The organism is Clostridium sp. D46t1_190503_E9 (assembly GCF_015555225.1).
Lineage (GTDB): Bacteria > Bacillota > Clostridia > Clostridiales > Clostridiaceae > Clostridium.
Genome location: NZ_JADNKB010000009.1, coordinates 63,701 through 84,745, shown reverse-complemented (window position 1 = coordinate 84,745; position 21,045 = coordinate 63,701). Strand labels below are relative to the sequence as shown.

18 protein-coding genes are annotated in these 21,045 nt (G+C 28.2%); all 18 read left to right on the top strand.

The features are described 5' to 3' along the window. Window positions 1-114 precede the first annotated feature (114 nt). The 18 genes from nagA to I2E83_RS11565 all read left to right on the top strand — a co-directional run bounded on the left by nagA (window position 115) and on the right by I2E83_RS11565 (window position 21,032). Entirely contained in the window at window positions 115-1,254 is a 1,140-nt protein-coding gene (gene nagA, locus I2E83_RS11650) for an N-acetylglucosamine-6-phosphate deacetylase (protein WP_195266682.1), read from the top strand. Next, window positions 1,254-1,778: a hypothetical protein gene (locus I2E83_RS11645; protein ID WP_195266680.1), complete on the top strand. Its 525-nt coding sequence runs from the start codon at window positions 1,254-1,256 to the stop codon at window positions 1,776-1,778. Before nagA ends, I2E83_RS11645 begins: the two co-directional genes overlap by 1 nt. A gap of 147 nt (window positions 1,779-1,925) precedes the next feature. Further along, window positions 1,926-3,089: an SIS domain-containing protein gene (locus tag I2E83_RS11640; RefSeq protein WP_195429931.1), complete on the top strand. Its 1,164-nt coding sequence runs from the start codon at window positions 1,926-1,928 to the stop codon at window positions 3,087-3,089. Window positions 3,090-3,172: 83 nt separating this feature from the next. Then, window positions 3,173-4,030 carry a tagatose bisphosphate family class II aldolase gene (locus I2E83_RS11635; RefSeq protein WP_308463892.1) on the top strand — a complete coding sequence of 286 codons (858 nt, stop codon included), beginning with the start codon at window positions 3,173-3,175 and terminating at the stop codon, window positions 4,028-4,030. A 210-nt stretch (window positions 4,031-4,240) separates the two neighbouring features. Continuing rightward, the gene (locus tag I2E83_RS11630; RefSeq protein WP_195429929.1) at window positions 4,241-5,731 is read left to right on the top strand and encodes a 4Fe-4S dicluster domain-containing protein; all 1,491 of its coding nucleotides are present in this window, start codon (window positions 4,241-4,243) and stop codon (window positions 5,729-5,731) included. 305 nt (window positions 5,732-6,036) lie between these two features. After that, window positions 6,037-7,299 carry an O-antigen ligase family protein gene (locus I2E83_RS11625; RefSeq protein ID WP_195429928.1) on the top strand — a complete coding sequence of 421 codons (1,263 nt, stop codon included), beginning with the start codon at window positions 6,037-6,039 and terminating at the stop codon, window positions 7,297-7,299. A gap of 251 nt (window positions 7,300-7,550) precedes the next feature. After that, window positions 7,551-7,835: a co-chaperone GroES gene (groES, locus tag I2E83_RS11620; RefSeq protein WP_008680972.1), complete on the top strand. Its 285-nt coding sequence runs from the start codon at window positions 7,551-7,553 to the stop codon at window positions 7,833-7,835. A gap of 14 nt (window positions 7,836-7,849) precedes the next feature. Further along, window positions 7,850-9,475 carry a chaperonin GroEL gene (groL, locus tag I2E83_RS11615; RefSeq protein ID WP_195266670.1) on the top strand — a complete coding sequence of 542 codons (1,626 nt, stop codon included), beginning with the start codon at window positions 7,850-7,852 and terminating at the stop codon, window positions 9,473-9,475. A gap of 224 nt (window positions 9,476-9,699) precedes the next feature. Then, window positions 9,700-10,110, top strand: a complete 411-nt coding sequence (locus I2E83_RS11610) for a type II secretion system protein (protein ID WP_195429927.1) — start codon at window positions 9,700-9,702, stop codon at window positions 10,108-10,110. Window positions 10,111-10,411: 301 nt separating this feature from the next. Further along, a complete protein-coding gene (locus I2E83_RS11605; protein ID WP_195429926.1) occupies window positions 10,412-11,161 on the top strand; it encodes an A24 family peptidase in 750 nt (249 codons plus the stop codon). A gap of 138 nt (window positions 11,162-11,299) precedes the next feature. Beyond that, window positions 11,300-12,991 carry a GspE/PulE family protein gene (locus I2E83_RS11600; protein WP_195429925.1) on the top strand — a complete coding sequence of 564 codons (1,692 nt, stop codon included), beginning with the start codon at window positions 11,300-11,302 and terminating at the stop codon, window positions 12,989-12,991. Window positions 12,992-13,007: 16 nt separating this feature from the next. Beyond that, entirely contained in the window at window positions 13,008-14,210 is a 1,203-nt protein-coding gene (locus tag I2E83_RS11595; protein WP_195429924.1) for a type II secretion system F family protein, read from the top strand. Window positions 14,211-14,412: 202 nt separating this feature from the next. Continuing rightward, a complete protein-coding gene (locus tag I2E83_RS18180; protein ID WP_195429923.1) occupies window positions 14,413-14,841 on the top strand; it encodes a prepilin-type N-terminal cleavage/methylation domain-containing protein in 429 nt (142 codons plus the stop codon). A gap of 131 nt (window positions 14,842-14,972) precedes the next feature. After that, on the top strand, window positions 14,973-16,169 hold the full coding sequence (pilM, locus tag I2E83_RS11585; RefSeq protein ID WP_195429922.1) for a type IV pilus assembly protein PilM: 1,197 nt from the start codon (window positions 14,973-14,975) through the stop codon (window positions 16,167-16,169). Window positions 16,170-16,181: 12 nt separating this feature from the next. Further along, window positions 16,182-16,730, top strand: a complete 549-nt coding sequence (locus I2E83_RS11580) for a PilN domain-containing protein (protein WP_195429921.1) — start codon at window positions 16,182-16,184, stop codon at window positions 16,728-16,730. 1 nt (window position 16,731) lies between these two features. Next, the gene (gene pilO, locus I2E83_RS11575; protein ID WP_195429919.1) at window positions 16,732-18,009 is read left to right on the top strand and encodes a type 4a pilus biogenesis protein PilO; all 1,278 of its coding nucleotides are present in this window, start codon (window positions 16,732-16,734) and stop codon (window positions 18,007-18,009) included. An 8-nt stretch (window positions 18,010-18,017) separates the two neighbouring features. Then, window positions 18,018-18,938, top strand: a complete 921-nt coding sequence (locus tag I2E83_RS11570) for a prepilin-type N-terminal cleavage/methylation domain-containing protein (RefSeq protein WP_195429917.1) — start codon at window positions 18,018-18,020, stop codon at window positions 18,936-18,938. A 21-nt stretch (window positions 18,939-18,959) separates the two neighbouring features. Continuing rightward, a complete protein-coding gene (locus tag I2E83_RS11565) occupies window positions 18,960-21,032 on the top strand; it encodes a hypothetical protein (RefSeq protein ID WP_195429915.1) in 2,073 nt (690 codons plus the stop codon). Window positions 21,033-21,045 lie beyond the last annotated feature (13 nt).

Below are 21,045 nucleotides of genomic sequence, written 5' to 3'. Positions count from 1 at the left end.
TTATTTAAATTCAATAAGTGTGGTAAAAGATATAAGATATATGTTCAAAAGTGCAAATATTAGCTGGATAAACTTATGTATAATGAGATTAAGTTAATTTAGGAGGTATGCCATGTGTTAATACAAAGTAAAAAAGTATGGATTGCTGATCAATTTATTCCAGCTCAAATTGAGATTGATGATAATAAAATAGTCAATATCTATGCTTACAATGAAAAGGTAGATGCTTATGATTATGGCAGCAAGAGGATTTTACCAGGTTTTATAGATATTCATTGTCATGGGGCATATGGATTTGATACAAATGATGCAAATGAAAAAGGTTTGAAAAATTGGACAAAGGGTATAGTAAGCGAAGGGGTTACCTCGATACTACCTACTACTATAACTCAAAGTAAAGAAGTACTTCTTGAAGCTCTAAGAAATGTTGCAAATGTAGTTGAAAATGGATATGAAGGAGCAGAAATATTAGGGATTCATTTTGAAGGCCCTTATCTTGATATGGAATACAAAGGTGCTCAGCCCAAAGAATATATAGTTAAACCTACCATTAAAGAATTTCAATCCTATCAAAAGGCAGCAAAAGGATTAATAAAATATGTAACTTTAGCTACTGAAATAGATGAGGATTACTCACTTACAGAATATTTATTTAAAAATAACATAGTGGTAAGTATAGGCCATTCGGCATCTACATATGAAGATGCAATATTTGCTTTTGCTCATGGAGCTAGGTCACAAACTCATGTATATAATGGGATGACTCCATTTAATCATAGAAAAAATGGATTAGTTGGAGTAGCACTAAGGGTTAAAGGAATGTATGGAGAAATAATTTGTGATGGAAATCACTCTACTACCACAGCTTTGTATAATTTCTTTAATGCAAAGGGACCTGATTATGGGATTATGATTACGGATGCTCTAATGGCAAAAGGGTTTGAGCCAGGTACTAAATTTATTTTTGGTGGAAATGAAATAGAAATTTATGAAGATGGAAGTGCACATTTAATAGAAACAAAGGGTCTAGCGGGCTCTACATTGAGGATGAATGATGGTTTAAGAATATTAGTTGAAGAAGCTATGGTACCGTTTAATTATGCTATTAATTCATGCACTATTAATCCAGCCAAATGCTTAGGTGTTGATAAGCGCAAGGGAAGGATAGGGGTTGGATATGATAGTGATTTAGTAATTATAAATGATGACTATTCAGTATATCAAACATATTGTTTAGGAAAGGCGATGTTATAGTGAAAAAAGATTTTGTTAATTTAGCTGGGAATAATATATATTTGGATCTTTATGGAGAAGCTGTTTATTATAATTTCTTTGACAAAAATGGATATATTGTATCTAAACAAATAGAGCAAAAGTTTAAGGTATTTTATCATAGATACTCAATTATATTTATCGTTATGATTTTATTAGGAGATTATTTTAAATCTTTACAAAATACTTTTTTAATTGGTATTGGAGTAGTAGCGATAGTAGAACTATATTTTAGATTTATCTTTTTAAAACAATTAAAGGTAATTAAAAACTTTAAGAGAGAACGTAAGACATCAATGCTAGAAAGTATAGTCAGAAGCAATGAAAAAGAAAAAATAGTGATGAAAGCTTGTGCTTATGCTTTATTAAGTGTTCTTATTGTAATAAATGCAATACAACAAAACTTTAACGTAATATTTTTAGCTTTAAGTATATTAGGTGCAGTATATTGCCTCTATATAGGTATTATAAATGTTATTGCCTTTAGTAAAATTAAAAAAGCTTAAAATGTAAGTGTTTTTATTAAAGGTGATAGGTAATAAAGTACATGTGAATATATCTATAGTGGGTAATTTTAAGTGTACATTAAATGATAAAAATAAAAAATAACATTAATATTAATGATTACATTAACAGGTGCAGGAGGTATTAAAATGTTTTTTGGAATGGATAATGAAAAACTTAAGGAGCTTAGGGCAACTTATACAGCTACAGAAATAAGTCAGCAACCTAAGTTATGGGGAGAAACGTACAATATAATAAAAGAAAATGAAGAGAAAATAAAAAGTTTTTTTACTAGAAGATTAAAAGATAATACTAGAATAATTTTAACTGGAGCAGGAACTTCAGATTATGTTGGAGATACAATTTATCTATATTTAGCAAAAAAATTAAACTTAAGAGTAGAAGCAATTGCTACAACAGATTTAGTATCAAATCCTTATGAATTTATTGAAGAAGATATACCAACAATTTTAGTATCATATGCAAGATCAGGAAACAGTCCTGAAAGTGTTGGAGCTTTTGATTTATTTCAGGAAAATGTAAAAGATATATCACAGTTAGTAATTACATGTAATAAGGATGGAGAGCTTGCTAAGAAAGCAGAAGGAAGTAATAACAACCTTTGTATATTAATGCCTGAGCTTTCAAATGATAAGAGTTTTGCAATGACAAGTTCTTTTAGCTGTATGCTATTAGCATCATTATTAGTATTTGATATTAATAATTTAGAAGAAAATAAAAAATATTTAGATATAGTGATTAATCAAGGAAATTCAATTTTAAACAATAAGTGGAAGGATATAAAGGAGTTAGTTGATTTAAATGCATCAAGAGTAGTTTATTTAGGATCAGGTATATTAAAAGGATTATGCCAAGAAATGGCTTTAAAAAATCTAGAGCTAACTAGTGGTAAAATAACTACAGTTTGTGAATCAGTATTAGGATTTAGACATGGCCCAAAATCAATAATAAATGATAATACTTTAGTAATATTTATGAATTCTACTAATAAATACACAAATCTTTATGATATGGACCTTATTAGAGAAATAAACTCTGATTCAGGAAATCATAAATTAGCTGTAATAAGTTATGAAAAGAATTCAGAGTTAAATAATATATGTGATAAATATATAGAAATAGATGGACAAGTAATTCCTGAAGTTTATACAGTATTTAATTATATGTTATTTGGACAAATGTTTGGATTATTTAATTCACTTAAATTAGGAATTTCACCTGACAATCCAAGACCTGATGGAACAGTTAACAGAGTTGTTAAAGGTGTAGTCATTCATAAATATAATAAATAAGCTTTTTTTATGAAAACAAAAACTAAAGATGAATTTAATCAAGAAGACAGAATATAAAAATTTATTAATAGGAGTTGAGGTAGATTATGAAAATATTATCAACAAGAGAAATGTTAAAAAAAGCTCAAAGAGAAGGATATGCTGTACCAGCATTTAATATTCATAACTTAGAAACTCTACAAGTAGTTGTAGATACAGCAGCTGAATTAAAATCACCAGTTATTTTAGCGGGAACACCATCAACAATACTTTATGCAGGTGGAGAATATATAGTATCTATGGCAGAGGTTGCAGCAGAAAAATATAATATTCCAATAGCTATACATTTAGATCATTTTGAAGATGTAGAAGAAATAAAGCATTATGTAGATTTAGGATTCAAATCAACAATGATAGATGCATCACATTCAGATTATGAAACTAATATAAAGATTGTCAAAGAAGTAGTTGAATATGCTCATAAATTTGATGCTACAGTAGAAGCTGAACTTGGAAGATTAGGTGGACAAGAAGATGATTTAGTAGTAGATGAAAAAGATGCTATGTACACTAATCCAAAGCAAGCAAAAGAATTTGTTGAGAAAACAGGAATAGATTCATTAGCAATAGCAATAGGAACAGCGCATGGATTATATAAGGGTGGCGCAAAGCTTGATTTTGATAGATTAAAGGAAATAAGAGATATGGTAGATGTTCCTCTAGTTTTACATGGGGCATCAGATGTACCAGACGATTTAGTAAAGAAAGCAATTTCTCTTGGAATATGTAAGGTGAATGTAGCAACAGATTTAAAAATACCATTTTCTGATGCAGTAAAAAAATTCTTCAATGATCATCCAGATGCTAATGACCCAAGAAAATATATGACACCTGGGAAAGAAGCAATGAAGAATATAGTTTCTCATAAAATAATGGTTTGTGGAAGTAATGGAAAAGCTTAATTAAATTAGCTTTTAGATAAAAATGTAATAATGTATTTGAGAGGAAATAATATGAAGGCGTATGCTGACATATTATTTTCTTTCATATATAAGTGTTTTTATCCAAAATAATTTTCAGAATATTTAGAATTTAACGAATTGGTATAAATTTACTGGTATAATGGTACTGGGGAGTATTGGTTTTATTTTATTAGATAGGAGGATTTTGGTATGTTTCAATTTGAAACTCAGTTAAAGAAACTTAAGCATGAGGTGCTAACAGAAGTTGCTAAGTTAGCTAAAGATGGTAATTTAACCACAGAATCAATAGAAAAGATTCCTTATGAAATTATTAAGGGCGATAAAGCTATGTATAGATGTTGCGTATATAAGGAAAGAGCTATTGTTTTAGAAAGAGCAAAATTGGCTGCAGGATATTTAGCTAATGGAGATAATGTGGAAGATGAATTTGTTGATATCAAAGAAGATGATCAAATAATATACGTTATTGAAGCAGCTTGTGATAGATGCCCAATAAATAAATACAGTGTTACAGATTCTTGTAGAAATTGTTTAGCTCATAAATGTCATGAGGCTTGTAATTTTGGAGCTATAACTTATGTTGCTGGAAGAGCATACATAAACCAAGAAATTTGCAAGGAGTGTGGAATGTGCAAAAAGGCATGTCCTTATGATGCAATTGCAGAAGTTATGAGACCTTGTAAGAGAGTATGCCCTACAGGAGCTTTAGATATAAATCCAGATGATAGAAGAGCAATGATAAAGGAAGAAACATGTGTTAATTGTGGAAGTTGTATGAGCGCGTGTCCTTTTGGAGCTATTTCTGATAAGAGCTTAATAGTTCCTATAGCAAAGAGGCTTGCAAGAGGAAGAAAGATGTATGCTGTAGTAGCACCTGCTATAACTGGTCAATTTGGAGCAAAAACGCCATATGGAAAAATAAAAAATGCAATTAAGAAATTAGGTTTTGTAGATATGATTGAAGCAGCCTGTGGAGCAGATGCTGTGACTGTTCATGAAAGCGGAGAATTTTTAGAAAGATTAGAAAATGGACAAAATTATATGACAAATTCTTGTTGCCCTGGTTTCTTAAGTTATGTAGAGAAGATGTTCCCATCAGAAGTAGAAAAAGTATCAGGTACAGTTTCTCCAATGATAGCAACAGCAAGATTTATAAAGCATAATGATCCAGATGCAAAAGTTGTATTTATTGGACCATGTACTGCTAAAAAGAGTGAAGCTGTTAGAGAATCTGTAAGGGATGCAGTAGATTATGTTTTAACGTTTGAAGAATTACTAGCATTATTTAGTGCTTTTGAAGTAGATATAGATAGTTGTGATGAAGATGTAGTTGATGATGCTTCTATATATGGAAGAGGATTCGGAGCACATGGAGGATTAACTGCAGCTATAGAAAATTATATAAGAAGCCAAGGGTTAGAAGTAAACTTTAATCCAGTAAAAGTATCTGGAGGAATAGAAATAAAGAAAACAATGACTATGGCAAAAATAGGCAAATTACAAGGAAACTTTATTGAAGGTATGATGTGTGAAGGTGGTTGTATAAATGGGGCAGGAGCCCTAGTGACACCATTTAAGGCTAAAGGTGTTTTCAATAAGATAAATGCTCAAGCCACAAAGAAAGCTGTAATAGATAATGAAACCCTTGATGAATATAAGAATGTAAACTTAGAAAGATAGTTATAAATTGAGAATTAAACCTAATGATATGTATTAACTTTCCGATTTTTATATAATTTCGAATACAATTCTAAATTTAAGATATCTAAGATGACTAAATTTTTATAACTCGCTGCGCTCAGACAATAAAAATTCTTAACGCCATCTTAGATATCTTAAATAAGAATTGTAGTTTCTCATTATAATAAAATCTCCAATTTAATACATATCATTAATGAGGATAATTCTTAATTTAATGGTTTGAAGTGGGAAAATATAAGTTATCGTAGGCTTTATTTTCGCAATCTCTACCAGTGGGTGTTAGGATGGAAAGTATAAATAAAAAAGTAAGGGGAGCTCTTACAAAAGAAATTGATTTTAAAATTTTAGTGAACATAAGCTTATATTCTGTGATAGTTATAATGCCATTCATAGTTGTAAATGTATCATCACCTAGATATGTAATTGGTAAGATGATATTTCTTTACGTAGTTGGTGTAATTTCTATTATTGCATTAATTGGATTAAAGGTAACAGAATTTAATATTGAGCATAAGATAGCATTAGTGTTTATGTTAACTATGTTAATTCCAAGTATATTATCACCACAGAAATATGTAGCTTTTATTGGCAATATTCAACGGAATGAAGGCTTCGTAATGTATTGCATTTATATTCTACTTTTTATACTATCTTCTAAATATTTTGTTATAAATGAAAAACTTATAAATCTAGTATTAATTTCTTCATGTGTCATGGGTATATATGGGATACTTCAATTTTATAACATAGATCCTGTACAGTTTTGGATGTTTGGATTTATATCAGTAAGTGATTCTATTGGAATGATAGGAAATAGAAACTTTTTTTCATCATATTTATGTATATTTTTATTTATAAGTATGGCAATTTATATTTTTTATGAAGGAAAAAGATATTTAATATATTCAATTATATTATTTGGGTCATTAATCACTACATTAACTCGTAGTGGGTGGCTAGCTTTTTTAGTTTATTCACTTATTGGATTAATTTTTATAATAAAAGATAAAAAGAGAATAAAAAAATCAGTGGTTGTATTTATATCATTTTTAAGTATTTTTTTATTATTAAATTTATCTACTAATTGTAAGATTATTGGGCGTGCAACTAACAGCATTGTAATTGATGAAACTGGTATAACAAAAGTTGAGGATAGTGGTAGAATTGAAATATTAAACATATCATGGAATGCATTTAAAGATCATCCGTTTATAGGGTGGGGGCCTGATACATTAAAATATAGATTGGATTCACAGTATAGTGAAAGTCATAGAGAGTATATAAATAAGCATGGTGCTTATATAGATAAATCACATAATGAATTTTTAGAATATGCAGTTAGTAATGGGATATTTAATTTAATAGCTTACCTATTATTAATTGGAGTAATAATATATAATCTGATTAAAAGTATTAGAAATGATTTATCTAAGTTACTCTTACTAACGCTAATAGGGTATTTAGTACAATCATTTTTTAATATTAGTGTAATAATGGTAGCACCAATATTTTGGATATTTTTAGGATTCTGTGTCAAAGAAAAATAATTTAAATTAAATGAAAAAATAATTTAAATAAATACATGTATAAAATGAAGAAAATAAATAAAAGCTTGAGAAAATGGAAAATAATTAATGAGAAGTGGTAATATTTATAATATATAGGGTAATAATATATTAGGTAACATTTGAAAAATACAAACTAAAAGATTATCATAAATTTGTTAGCACTTATCTATGGTGAGTGCTAATATAAAAGGGTAATTAAATTTATAGATATAAATAGGAGGGATTTTTTTATGAACATTAAGCCACTAGCAGATAGGGTAGTAATAAAGAAGTTAGAAGCAGAAGAAACAACTAAAAGTGGAATAGTTTTAACAGGGACAGCAAAGGAAAGACCACAAGAGGCAGAAGTTGTAGCTGTTGGACCAGGAGCTATAGTTGATGGAAATAGAATAGCAATGGAAGTTAAAGTTGGAGATAAAGTACTTTATTCAAAATATGCAGGTACAGAAGTTAAGGTTGAGGGTGAAGAATATACTATTTTAAAACAAGATGATATTTTAGCAATAGTTGAATAAGGGAGGAAAGAATAATGGCAAAAATGATTAAGTTTAGTGAAGACGCAAGAAGAGCAATGCAAGTTGGTGTTGATACGTTAGCAGATACAGTTAAGGTTACATTAGGACCAAAAGGAAGAAATGTAGTTTTAGATAAAAAGTTTGGAGCACCACTTATAACTAATGATGGTGTTTCTATAGCAAGAGAAATTGAATTAGAAGATCCATATGAAAATATGGGAGCACAATTAGTTAAAGAAGTTGCAACTAAGACTAATGATGTTGCAGGGGATGGTACTACTACAGCAACTCTTTTAGCACAAGCAATTATAAGAGAAGGCTTAAAGAATGTTACTGCTGGATCAAACCCAATACTAATTAGAAATGGTATTAAAATGGCTGTAGATAAGGCTGTTGAAGAAATAAAGAAGATTTCTAAGCCTGTTAACGGTAAAGAAGATATAGCTAGAGTTGCAGCTATTTCAGCAGCTGATGAAGAAGTAGGTAAGCTAATTTCTGATGCCATGGAAAAGGTAGGAAATGAAGGCGTTATTACTGTTGAAGAATCAAAATCAATGGGAACTGAATTAGACGTTGTTGAAGGAATGCAATTTGATAGAGGATATGTATCAGCATACATGGTAACTGATACAGAAAAAATGGAAGCAGTTTTAGACAACCCATTAATATTAATTGCTGATAAAAAGATTTCAAATATTCAAGAGTTACTTCCAATACTTGAACAAATAGTTCAACAAGGAAAGAAATTACTTATAATAGCTGAAGATGTTGAAGGCGATGCAATGACTACATTAGTAGTTAATAAATTAAGAGGAACTTTCACATGTGTAGCTGTAAAAGCTCCAGGCTTTGGAGATAGAAGAAAAGAAATGCTTCAAGATATAGCTATATTAACAGGTGGAACAGTTATATCAGAAGAGCTTGGAATAGACATAAAAGAAGTGACTTTAGATATGCTTGGACAATGTGAAAGCATCAAAGTTACAAAAGAAAATACTACAATAGTTAATGGAAGAGGAAATAGTGAAGCTATTAAAGAAAGAGTATCACAAATAAAAGCTCAAATCGAAGAAACTTCTTCAGAATTTGATAAAGAAAAATTAACTGAAAGATTAGCTAAGCTAGCTGGTGGAGTTGCAGTAATTAAAGTTGGTGCGGCAACAGAAACAGAATTAAAAGAAAAGAAATTAAGAATAGAAGATGCTTTAGCAGCAACAAAAGCAGCTGTTGAAGAAGGTATAGTACCAGGTGGTGGTGCTGCTTATGCAAATATAATTAATGAAGTAGCTAAGGTAACTTCAAATGTTCCAGATACACAAGTTGGTATTAATATAATAACAAGATCATTAGAAGAACCAATGAGACAAATTGCAACTAATGCAGGTGTTGAAGGTTCAGTTATTATAGAACATGTTAAAAACTGTGAAGCTGGAATGGGTTATGATGCATTAAATGGAGAATATGTAAACATGATTAAAGCTGGTATAGTCGATCCAACTAAGGTTACAAGATCAGCACTTCAAAATGCTGCGTCAGTAGCATCAACATTCTTAACAACAGAAGCTGCTGTTGTTGAAATTCCTCAAAAAGAAGCTCCAATGCCAGGAGCACCAGGAATGGGAATGGACGGAATGTACTAATAAATTTTAAATTTAGGAACTTAGGGATTCTAAGTTCCTTTTTTTATGTTTAAAATAGTACAAAGTTCAAGATTTTAAAGTTCAAGATTTTAAAGTTAATTCAAAATATATTTGATATATAATAAATATAACCTTTATATTGATTTTAAGTGCATTAAGATATTATAATTTATAATGTATAATAAACAAAAAGAGGAATAAAGAAAAAACTTTGGAGGTACAATATGGAAGGTAATATGAATAGAAAAAGAAAGGGTAAGTTTACTATATTTGATTTAATTGCAGTAGTAGTAATAATAGGAATATTAGTAGCTATATTAGTACCTAGTTTTAAAAAGTATTCTATTGACTCAAAAAAGGCTGAAGTAAAATCTATTATGAGGGAATTTGTTCTAGCAGTAGAAACAACTGAAATAAGTGATAAAGTTGAATTTTCTAATACAGACTCTATAAAAACTATAGAAGCAAATAATAACGAAAAGCTAGATTCAATAAATAAATACATAAATAATCCAGAAGATTTAAATAAAATAAAAGATTTAACTATAGAAGAAGCAAATCAAATTATAAATAATGAATTAGACTTTGAAATCAATAAAGATGGACAATTTTTAAGGGTAATAAAAGAGAATTAGGGGAATTTAGCTTATATTAAATATAAAGATATCGGATATTAAGTATAAAATAGTACTTTTATCCGATTTTTTTGTTTTATAACCGAAATAAAAATTTAATATTGACTAAAAAATACAATTAATGGATAATATTTGAATAACATGAGGGTTTTAAAACTCATTATATAACTTATAAGTATAATATAATTCAATAGTATAATTCATTTATTTAATTCTTAAAAAGTTTAAAATTAAAAGTGTAAAAGAAATGCTTATATAATGACAAATAAATATATTAGTTTATAACTTTAAGGAGGTTATTATGGAAATTTTGATATTAATAATAGGGTTGTGTATAGGAAGTTTTTTAAATGTATGCATTTATAGAATACCTAGAGAGGAATCTATTGCTTTTCCACCATCACATTGTACAAGTTGTGGATATGAGCTTAAAGCAGTAGATCTTATTCCTATAATAAGTTATTTATTTTTAAAAGGAAAATGCAGAAAGTGTGGGGAAAAGATATCTATAAAATATCCGCTAGTTGAATTGTTGAATGGAGTATTGTATTTATTAATATTTTTAAGATTTGGATTAAGCTTAAGTTTTGTATTTTATAGTCTTTTGACTTCTTTATTAATTGTTATATCTTATATAGATTTAGAGTGTAAATATATATATTCATCTACTACTATTTTTGGAGTAGTACTTGCTGCTATTTATATATTAATAGGATTATATACTAAAGATGCAAGTATTGTTAATAATCTATTAGGTGGAGTTATTGGATATGGAATTATATATTTGATAGTAATAGTCACAAAAGGGATGGGACAAGGTGACGCAGAGATTGCAGGATTTTGTGGGTTTTTTTTAGGAATTAAAGGTATTTTAGTTAGTTTATTTATAGCTGTTATTCTAGGGGGATTAGTAGCAGCAATAATATTATTATTTAAATTAAAGGATAGAAAATCAGAAATTGCTTTTGGACCATACATAGCTATTGGTTCAATTGTGTACATTTTCATAGGAAAGGAATTATTGTCGTTATATTTAAATTTTTTATTTTAAAAAGTGAATTTAATTTAAGTTTATATTCTGATTGAAAAAGCAATATAGCTATATTAATATTAAAATAAGTAAACTAAATGGTCAAAAAAGGAAATTTTTTAACAAATAAAATTAAAATTAAACATAGGAGCGGAGTTTATGGCTATAGTTCAAAAGAAAAGACTTGGAGATATTTTAGTAATGGCAGAAAAAATAACTCCTTTTCAACTTCAAAATGCATTAAAAGCACAAAAGCTTTTAGGTAAAAAATTAGGTGAAGTTCTAATTGAAAGTGGAATTGTTTCAGAAGAAGATATTATAGATGCTATAGAAACTCAAACTGGAATTAAGAAAATTGATTTGAATAATGTTAATTTTGATAAAAAGGCCATTAAGATAGTACCTCAAAATCTTTGTAATAAATATAATTTAATAGCATTTGGATTTGAAGAAGAAAAAATAATGGTTGCACTAGCAGATCCATTAAATATATTTGCAATAGATGATATTTCTATATCAACAGGTTTAAGCGTTAAGACATTTATTGCACCTAAAAAAGACATTCATAAATTTGTTCAAATAAATTATAGTACTGAAGAAGTTAACAAGGCGGCAGAAGAACTGTTAAAGGAAACTTTAGAGTCAAAAAGTATATCGTTAGATGTAGAAGAAATTGATGATGTAAAAAATGCTCCAGTTGTGAAAATGATAGAGCATTTATTTAGAAATTCAATTGAAATGAGGGCATCAGATATACATATAGAACCATATGAAAAGGAAATAAGAATAAGATATAGAATTGATGGTGAGCTTACAACTATAAATACTCTTGGAATAGAAAGCTTAGCACCATTAATAACTAGAATAAAAATACTTGCAAATTTAAATATAGCTGAAAAAAGGATACCTCAAGATGGAAGAATAATAACTAAGGTTGGAAAGACAGATGTAGATCTTAGAGTGTCCATTTTACCAACTGTAAATGGTGAAAAAGTAGTAATAAGAATTTTAAATAGGGATAATTATAGGTTAGGTAAAGAAAGGCTTGGTTTAAGTAAAGATAATCTTAAGAAACTAGATAATATAGTATCTAGCCCTCATGGAATAGTACTTGTTACTGGACCAACAGGAAGTGGAAAATCCACAACTCTTTATACAATTTTAAGTGAACTTAACTCTAACAATGTAAATATAGTTACAATAGAAGACCCTGTTGAATATACATTAAATGGTATTAATCAAGTTAATGTAAATACTAAGGCTGGATTAACATTTGCTAGTGGACTTAGGAGTATTTTAAGACAGGATCCAGATATAGTGATGATAGGGGAAATAAGAGATGAGGAAACTGCTCAAATAGCTATAAAAGCAGCTATTACAGGACATTTGGTTTTAAGCACACTCCACACTAATGATGCTCCATCATCTATGACTAGATTAGTTGATATGGGAGTTGAACCTTACTTAGTTGCAACTTCAATTTCTGGAATAATTGCTCAAAGATTAGTAAAAAAAATATGTAACAATTGTAAAGAAGAATATATAGCTTCAGATTACGAAAAACATGCATTTAATATAAGAAATAATGATACCTTAAAATTATATAGGGGTAAGGGATGTGGCCATTGTAATAATACTGGGTATAATGGTCGAATAGGTGTATATGAAATAATGGAAATAACAAGAGAACATAGAGATGCAATAAATAGAACTAGGGATGCAAATATCTTAAAGGATATATCTATAAAACATGGAATGACAACACTTGCGGATGAATGTAAAAAGCTAGTTTTGGATGGAATAACTACTATAGAAGAACTTGCAACTATAACTTTATTAAGGGATATATAAGGGGTGATAAGAAGTTATGAAAAAATTTAAATATAGGGCTATGAAAAATGATGGAACTAAGATAGAAGGAAAATTTGAAGGGAGTTCCAGAGATGATGTAATAAATATGATAACTTCAAGTGGATATTATCCCCTAATAATAGAAGAAATAATTGAAAGTAAACAAATTGAGTTTAAATTTTTTGAAAAAGTAACAACAAAGGATTTAGCAATTTTCTGTAGACAATTTTACACAATGCTAGATGCTGGAGTTACAATAACTACTTGTTTAAATATCTTATCTAATGAAATTCCCAATAAAAAGTTAAGAGAACTTCTATCTATAATAGAAGATGATGTTAAAAAAGGAGAACTTTTATCAGAATCAATGGCAAAACATAAAAAGTATTTTCCACAGCTTTTAATAAGTATGGTAGAGTCTGGCGAAGTTAGTGGAAATATTGATGAAATGATGCTTAGAATGTCTGTCCATTTTGAAAAAGAAAATAAGATCAATAATAAGGTTAAATCAGCCATGACATATCCAAGCATCTTAAGTATAGTAGCTGTGGTAGCTGTTGTGTTTATTATGACATTTGTGATGCCTACGTTTGTAGAAATGTTTGAAGGAGAGGGAATAGAACTTCCTTTAATAACAAAAATAATGCTTGGGACAAGTAAGTTTTTAAGCAATAACTTAATTTTTATATTAATAGCTGTAGCAATTATAGTTATACTATTTAATATTTACAAAAAAAGTCCAAGTGGAATAGTGAATATAAGTAAGTTAAAGTTAAAACTTCCCATAATAGGGGCTTTAAATAAAAAGATAATTGTTTCAAGGTTTACAAGAACATTATCAACATTATTAGCATCTGGTGTATCTTTGGTGCAAGCTTTACCAACAGTTGCAGGAGTGCTAGAAAATAAAATAGCAGAAGATGCAATTTTAAAAATAAGAGAAAGAGTAGTAAGAGGAGATGGCTTAAGTGCTCCAATAAGAGAAAATAATATCTTCCCTAAAATGCTTTCATCAATGATAAAAATAGGAGAAGAATCAGGTTCACTAGATGATATTTTAAACAAAACAGCAGATTTCTATGATGATGAAGTTGAACAAGCCATTCAAACAACTACATCAATGATAGAACCATTGTTGATAGTCATTATGGGAGTAGTCATTGGTGGAATAGTAATTTCAATAATGCTTCCAATGTTTAATATGTACACTGAGATGTAATAAATTGCTAAGCAATTTATTAATGAAAGAATGAAAAAATTAAAAGAATAAAAGAATTGAGGATAAAAATCCTTAAGGGATTTTTTTATAAAATTTTTTAATAATTTAACGAAGGTGAATCATAACCATAATTTTTTCATTATTAAGTTAGGTTTAAATTGAAAAATTTAATATAAATTTAAAAAATCAAGGAGGAATTTACATGGTTAACAATTTAAAAAACAAGAAAAAAAAGAAAGGCTTTACACTTATTGAACTTATCATTGTTATAGCAATTATAGCTATATTAGCGGCAATAGCTATTCCTAAGTTTGGTGAAGTAAGAAAAAATGCTAATGTGAAAACAGATGTAGCGAATGCTAAGACTATAGCAAATGCAGCTAGTACATTAGTAGCAGATGGGAAAATAGAGTTAACAACAACTGCAAAGACTTTAACAATTAATTCTACTACAGCTAATCCTGCCACTACAGATGAGGATAAAATTGAAGAATATCTTCAAAATGTTCCAACTGCTAAAAGTGTTACAGGACAAAGTAATTTCACAGTTACAATTGATTCAAAGGGAGGAGTAAAAGTTTTAGTAGGAACTAAAGAATTTTTCCCAGCAGCAGCTACTGATGTTAATTAATGTGTTAATAAAAGCAAAATGCAGACAAAATCTGCATTTTGCCCATACAAAAGATTTTTAGATCAACTAAAAATCAACCTTAATTATCAATTATCCATTGTCCATTATCAATTGTATCGTGGGGTGATTTAATGCCAAGTAAAAAGTTCAATTTATCCAAGTTAAAAGAAATAAGTAGTATGGATGTAAAAGACATAGGGAAGTTTTTTAAGAAGGAAAACTCTGAGGATTTGAATTCTTCTTATAAAGGAAATAAAACTGAAAAGAAAAGTAAGTCTAAAGAAAGATCAAAGGCTGTTTTATCTATAGATTTAGGAACTAACTCTATAAAATTAGTGGAAGGTAAGTTTCAAAAAAATAGGCTTAGTTTAAGTAAAGCAATTCAAATACCAACGCCTGAAGGATGTATTGCAGATGGAAAAGTAATAAATCTTCAAGGGGTTATAGATGTTTTGGATTTTATAATAAAGGAAAACGGTATAAAAGCTAAGGATGTAGTGTTTACAACTAATTCATCTTCAATAATAAATAGAGATATTGTAATACCTTTAGTTCAAGAAGATGAAATGGAAACTGTAATTAGATATGAAATACAACAATATTTACCTATAAATTTAGATGATTACATAATTCAATTTATAGTTTTAGATGAAATTGTTGATGATGCAGGAGCAAAGCTAAAAATAAATGTAACTTCATTTCCAGAAAGAATGGCTTTTGCATATTACAGTGTAGTAAATTCATTAGAGTTAAATCCATATGCATTAGATGTAACTTATAATTCTGTAAATAAGATAGCTAATTATGCTGATTACACATCAAATAATGGACAAGTTATGGGAGGTACTGTTGCTTTTGTTGATATGGGAGCAACCTCTATTAATGTGGCAATATTTAAAAATGGTAAATTAGATTTTACAAGAATGATAAAGTCTGGTGGGGATAATATAGATTATGCCTTAAGCCAAAGCTTGAATATGTCAATAAAATCAACAGAATCTATAAAGATAAAGGAAGGAAATCTTTTGAGTGATGATGATAAAGATATTTCAAACATAACTATAAAAAAAGCTGTTGATGAAATACTAGAAGAATTAGAAAGAATACTTCAATTCTATAGTAATAAATCTAATACAAGTATAGATAAAATATATATTTATGGAGGCTTATCAAATTTAAATAATATTAATTTATATATGAAAAGTAAGTTATCAATTGATACTGTTAAAATAGATGAAATAAGAAATATAGATATAACATCTAAGGATTTAATAAATGAAAATCTTGGTCAATATTTAAATGCCATAGGCGCAATTATAAGATTGTAAGGAGGACATTATATGATAAAAGATATGAACTTTTTTGCACCTTATCAAGGTCAGAAAAAAGAACAAAAAAATAAGAATATTTATGTTTACTCCTTAGTAGGTTTTTTATCTGTAGTTATAGTTGGAAGCTTGGCTTGGAATAGTACAAATATAATTTTATTAAATAGTAAGATAAAAAATTATAATGAAAAGTTAAATCAAGAGGATATCAAAGAAAAGATAGCTAAATGGGATGATATTAGTAGAAAAGATGATATCTTAAATAGATATGATAATGAGCTTAGTAAAATAGTAGGTTCATTAAAAACTAGAGAAGTTGTAACCACAGAATTATTAGATAAATTGAGTGCAACATTACCAACGGAAGTAACATTTAATAGTATAAACATAACTAATACAGAAATTTCTATTCAAGCTGTTTCAACAAGTAGAGTTGCAATAGGGGAAATAGAACATAACTTAAAGAAACTAGATAATATACAAGATGTGTATATTGGGGGAATATCAGGGGATGAAATTTATACTTTTGATATAAAATGTGTATTAAAGGATGTTGAGTAAAATGAATATAAGTAAGAGAGAAAAATATTTAATAGGAATTTTATTAACTGTATTAATATGTTTTGTTTATTATCAATTTATCTATACTAAGCAAGTTGGGAAATTAGCTACTAAAAGAACTGAAAAAAATCAAGTTGAACAAAGATATGAAGATGTAATGGAGAATATATCAAATCTAGATTCTAAAGAAGAAAATTTAAAGATATTAAAATCAACAGTTCTTGATAAATCTAAAAATTTATACCCAACAATAATGCAAGAAAAAATAATAATTGAACTAGATAAATTACTAAATGATAGTGGTCTTAAGGGAAATATTGCATTTAGCCCTATAGAAGTATCATCTGTAGAAAAAATGGTATCACCAGAAATTCAAAAGGAAGAAAGTTCATTAAAAGCCATAGTAGATGAATATTCAGGAGATGTAACAAAAGATGAAAGTAGTAATGTAGAAGCTAATAACGAAAATAATACATCTACTGAAAGTAATGGAGGACAAGCATCTCAAGATTCTCAAGAAGTATCACCTGAACAAAATGGTGCAACATCAGAACAACTTAAAGTTGCAATAAATTTTTCAGGAAGCTATGAAGCCTTAAAGAAGTTCATATCATCAGTACAAAACTATGAGAGAAAAATAGTAATTACTAATATATCAATATCATCAAAATCACAAGAAGAGCTAACTGGAGTCATGAACTTAGAATTCCATGCAGTGCCTAAATTATCAGATGAAGACATGCAATATTTACTTTGGACATTAAACAATGTATATGGAAAAGAAATTTTATTTAGTAGTGGAGCAGCAAGTGGAGCTTATGCATCTACTATAGAGGAACAAAACAATAAAGAAGATATTAATGATTTTGTGATGATGCTAAGATCATCTTTATCTGAACTACCTACAGTAACTATTGGTAGAGCTAAGGATGAATCAAGGGAAAGTTATATTTATTCAGATAATGATAAGGTTGAAGAAGTGGAAATAATCTTTGATGAAGCAGAAGGAAAAACATATTATAAGTATAAAACAGCTGATTCATATTATCCTAAAGACAATTCTTCAGAGGGGAAAGAGTTTACCTCAAAATCTGATGATATAGTTTTTGAAATAATGAGTGAAAAAAGGGGAGAAAGCTCAGACAATTCAGGAATAAAGTTAAAAGTAGTTAATAATACATCTAAAAAGGTTGAAATCATAGTTAAAGATGATGATACTTCAAATCCTAGAGTTTCAGTAACAAGTGAAGGTAATACTGTAAATGTTACTAAGAAGTAGGTGTTAATATGAAAAATAATAAAGTAAAAGCAAAGAAAGGGATGACATTAATTGAGGTAATAATTAGTGTTGCCCTTTTATCAATATTAATAGTACCTTTATCAGGTTTAGTAATGTCTAGCTTAAAAAATAATATAAGTGCAGAGTACAGACAAAAAGCAAGTTATATTGGACAAAAGGTTTTAGAAGAGCTAAAGGCTTACGATAAAATAACTTTAAAGAATGATGCTGGAAAAAAATATTTTGAACTTTTAGATGGGGATGAAATAATTCAGGATTTAAAGGCGGATTCAACTGGGAATACCTTTAAAGGAAGCTTTGAAAGAACTATATATGGAGGTGCTTCTGAGTCAGCAGGAAAAGATGACAATCTTTATAATGTTGAAGTTAAGCTAGAAAAGGATTTGAATTTTCAATATGAAAATGTAAATAACCTAGATAAAAATAATAATGCAGCTTTTATACTTAATTTTCTTAGAGATAGTAGTAACAACAATGTAATTAAAATAGAAGATAACCCTGACAATAGTTATGCTGTTTCAAATGAATTAATAATGGAATTAGATAAGAACTCAAATAACCTAATTGTATATAAAAAAAATGAATCTACACCTTTAGTAACTGTTAATAAAACGAAAGCAGATAATAATACTATTGTTTTATATATTAAAGAGGGATTTTCTCGAAATGTAAACATAGAATTCAAAAATAACACAGAAGAAATAGTAGAAATTCATTTAATAAGTGGTGATAATAATTATTCTAAGTTTAAGATATACTCAAGCATTGGGGATGTTATTTTATATGAAGAAAAGCAAATAGAAGAAAATCCAGTAGCGGATATGTATAACTATAAAGTTATAGTTAAAGATAGTGAAAATAATACTTTATTTGAAGGCTCTTCAAGTAAAAATGTGAATATAAAATAGGTTTATGGAGGTGAATTATAGATGAAGGCTAGAAAAAAGAAAAAAGGATCTACCTTTGTAATAGTAGTTGTAGTAATGGCAATTATATTTATGACAGGAACTACTATATTAGCAGTTACAGCAAATGATTATAAGATGAGAATAAATCAAAGTAAAAAGATTCAAAACCTTTATGAAGCAGATTCAGGTCTAGATGTAGTTGAAAATATAATAATAAAAACCTCACAAGAAGCCATAAAATATGCAGATAAAGAAGTTAAAAAGGAATTTACAAAGTTAGAAGAGAAAGATAGAACCAAGGAAAACTTAGACAAAATCTTCCGCAAGTATTTTTTTGAATTTTTAACTGAAAAAAACAAACAGAAACTTAGTGGAGTAGATTTGGATATTTTACAATACTTAATAATTGAAAAGAAGTATATAAAATCAATACTAGAAAGTGGAACTTTAGAATTTGAGTCTGCAGTAGATAATAAAAAAGATACATTTAAAATAGAGATACCAGTGAAGGGTTACGATTTTAAGAAAGATGACAGTATTACAATAAAAGTTAATTCAACCTTTGAAAATGCTGAAGGAGAATTAAAAAATAAAAAAACAATTTCTACTACTTTTAAAGTGGTAGCTCCAGAATACAATTCAGAAATAACTTCAATAAATATTTATCCAGTTTTTGATGGAAAAGCAATAATAGCAGATGGAAATATGAATGTTGAAAGCTTAGTAAATAAAAGCGTTGTAAATATAAGTGGTGATATATGGATAAAGGGAAATAATAATTTAGGAGAAAAACCAGAGTACACTTTTGAAAAGTATATAGGAGGAATAAAGCTAGATAATACAAGCTTTAATATTAATGGAGATATATACACAGCAAATACTTATCATTTAAATAATAATGCACAAAGCACAGTAAATGGAGATATATTTGCTAAAAATATTTATGTAGGAAAGTCTATAAATTCAAATGTTTCAAAATCAAATAATGTAACCTTTGGAAATAATGTTATTGTAAATAATGATTTAGCTTTAAATGCTACAAATAGCAATATAGTAATAAAAAATAATTTTTATGGGATTAATGATAAAACAGTTAAGAAAGTAGTTGATTTTTCAACAGCAGATAAAGCTTTAAATTCTAGTAGTATTATTGTAAATGATATAAGTAAAACTTCTACAATTACAGTAAATAAGGATTCTTATATTATGGGAGTTGCTTATTTAAATGCAACAGATGAAAGTGGAAATAAATATCAAACAGGAGAATCAGTAGCAGTAAAGGGAAATTATCTAGCTTATACTGATGTTGAGGATTTATTAAATGGAGCTACAAATGTTACTTTAAAATATTATTCACCGTTACAGCTATTAGAAAGTAAAAATGGACAATCTGATGCGGCTATGAAGGCAAATTATTTCTCAGAGTATTATTCTAAAAATAATTCTTATAGTTTTAATGATGGTGGTGTTAAGCTTAAAGGAATAGTTAAATCTGTTGGAGCAAGTGTTAAAGATAGTAAAGGAAACGTTCAAAAATCTAATATAAGTGATAGTGATATAGGTATAGTAAATGAGAAAAGAAATGAATTTGCAAGAAATGTATTTGCTATGGGGGATGCTACAGGATATGAAAACCTGTATGATGGACAAGAAGTTAAGAGATCTGTTGATAATCAAATTGATTTCAGTAAGATTTCAAGTGTTGAGAATAAACCTTTCAATACAAGTGAAGGTATAGTAATTTTAAAAGGTAAGCAAAATGGCAATATTAAAATAAAAGATAATAAATATAACGGACAAACTATAAATAAGGGGTTAATAATAACTAATGGAGATATAACAATAGAAGGTGAGTTTAATTTTACAGGAAATATAATAACTACAGGGAATATAATTTTAAAAGGCGAGGGAGAAAAAAATATAACTTATGATCCACAAGTTGTAAGAAGTATTTTAGCTTTAAATCATGATTTATTAAAAGACATATTTGTAAAATCACAAGGTGATAGAGAAGAAGTAAAAGTTACTTCAGCTTCAGAGCTTTATAGTGTTGATAAATTCCTCACAAAATCATTATGGAGAATTGTTAAATAGAAGAGGTGGAATT